The sequence below is a fragment of the Neisseria sp. P0021.S005 genome (genome assembly GCF_051956955.1).
Window position 1 is genome coordinate 1 of the sequence record NZ_JBQCWY010000661.1, and the last position, 1,698, is coordinate 1,698.

General features: G+C 42.8%; 4 protein-coding genes. 3 read left to right on the forward strand and 1 reads right to left on the reverse strand.

Annotation, left to right across the window (positions count from 1 at the left end; translation table 11 throughout):
• The 3 genes from ACTHUE_RS18040 to ACTHUE_RS18050 form a co-directional block, all read left to right on the forward strand.
• Positions 1 to 341, forward strand: a 341-nt coding sequence (locus ACTHUE_RS18040; RefSeq protein WP_440424106.1) for a hypothetical protein, incomplete at its 5' end; no start/stop codon positions are given.
• A gap of 80 nt (positions 342 to 421) precedes the next feature.
• Positions 422 to 715: a hypothetical protein gene (locus tag ACTHUE_RS18045; RefSeq protein ID WP_070583845.1), complete on the forward strand. Its 294-nt coding sequence runs from the start codon at positions 422 to 424 to the stop codon at positions 713 to 715.
• A 39-nt stretch (positions 716 to 754) separates the two neighbouring features.
• Positions 755 to 1,030 (forward strand): hypothetical protein, encoded by a 276-nt coding sequence (locus tag ACTHUE_RS18050; protein WP_070646718.1) that lies wholly within the window; start codon positions 755 to 757, stop codon positions 1,028 to 1,030.
• Between the two features lie 174 nt (positions 1,031 to 1,204).
• Here ACTHUE_RS18050 and ACTHUE_RS18055 read toward each other — a convergent pair.
• Positions 1,205 to 1,698: Hsp70 family protein (locus ACTHUE_RS18055; RefSeq protein ID WP_440403019.1), on the reverse strand; the 494-nt coding region annotated here is incomplete at its 5' end.

Consider the following 1,698-nt stretch of genomic DNA (forward strand, 5'->3'; position numbering starts at 1 on the left):
ACTACATACTTGCACTGTCAATACAACAGCAAACGGATGAAAACGCTTGCTATTTTTCACCCCATTTTTCATTTTGGAGTGCTAATATGCAAACACTAAACATGGATGATTTACAACAAGTTTCCGGCGGTTTTAATTTCAGTCGAAGCGCGGTTTCAGGAGCCGGCCGCTGGGTTGGTGCCGGAGCAGGTGCTTTTGCCGGCGGCTTTACCGGAATGGCGTTAGGCGCGATTGCGGGACCGGGCGGTATGGCTGCCGGTGGTGCTATCGGAGCCAACGTAGGTAGAGTTTTAGGAGGCAGATTAGGTTCGTTTGTCGCCAGAAGATCGTTTGGCTATTAAATCATTGCCGATCAAACTCCGTATCCCGAAAATATTTACGGGATACGGATTCTTTATCAACAATACTGAAGGATAACGGCATGAAAAATTTTTGGGAAAATTATAAGAAAAACTTGCAGTTGCTCGCAACTTTTGCCAAAAAATATTGGAAGGTCCTACTGGTCATCAGCTTCGCTGTAAACTTTATTGTCATCGGGGTGAACACTATCTTGAGTCTCTATGTGATCAATCCGAAATATTTTTTAGGGGAAGAATATTTCCTTTCAGAAATTATCGAAAGCCTCGTCGCAGTAAGCTTGATGATATGGACATTCCTGAAATATATTCAGTACAAACAGAAAGATGCTTCTTCGAAAGATTCTTCTTCAAATTAAATACGGAACAATCCCAAACTTTATAAGAAGGATAAGGGCATGAAAAATTTTTGGGAAAATTATAAGAAAAACCTGAAGTTGCTCGCAAGTTTCAGCAAACAATACTGGAAGGCATTGCTGATTATGTGCTTTGCGGCCAGCTTTACTGTTTTCCTTGCGAACTTGATTTTAAGCCTTATCATCAATCCGAAGTATTTCTTTGGAGTAGACCGTTTTCTTCCCGACTGGGTCGAAGTGTTAATTATGTGTACCCTGGTTGAACTGATGTTCTTGAAATACATAAAATCCAAAAAGAAAAAATCGCTTCCAGAATAGGTACAAACAGATTAGCCCAACCTTGTCTTTTCAATGGGTTATATCTTTTTCCTGTCTGTCAAGATTTCTAAAACCAAGGTCGTCTGAAAAGCTTTCAGATGACCTTTTACTATGAATAATTCAAATAAAAAGCGCGAACCTTTCGATTCGCGCTTTTTTTTCAGACGGCATCAATTATTTTTTGTCGTCTTTTACTTCTTCAAAGTCGGCATCTACGATGTCGTCGTCTTTCTTAGCGGAAGACTCGGCTTGTGCGCCCTCGCCTGCTTGGGCTTGGGCTTCGGCTTGCGCTTGAGCGTAAACCATTTCGCCCAATTTTTGGCTGGCTGTACCCAAAGCTTCGGCTTTGGCATCGATAGCGGCTTTGTCGTCGCCTTTAACCGCTTCTTCAGCTTCTTTCAACGCAGCTTCGATTTTTTCTTTCTCAGCAGCGTCGAGTTTATCGCCGTAGTCAGTCAGAGATTTTTTCACAGAGTGAATCAGGGCTTCAGCTTGGTTGCGGGAAGCGACCAATTCAGTCAGTTTTTTATCTTCTTCAGCGTTGGCTTCGGCATCTTTCACCATGCGTTCGATTTCTTCTTCGCTCAAACCTGAAGAACCTTGGATGGTAATGTTGGCCGCTTTGCCGGTGCCTTTGTCTTTGGCAGAAACGTGCAAGATACCGTTGG

Excerpts from the sequence above, each read along its gene's own strand:
- ACTHUE_RS18045 (WP_070583845.1), top strand. The coding sequence starts at position 422 with ATGAAAAATTTTTGGGAAAATTATAAGAAAAACTTGCAGTTGCTCGCA.
- ACTHUE_RS18050 (WP_070646718.1), top strand. The coding sequence starts at position 755 with ATGAAAAATTTTTGGGAAAATTATAAGAAAAACCTGAAGTTGCTCGCA.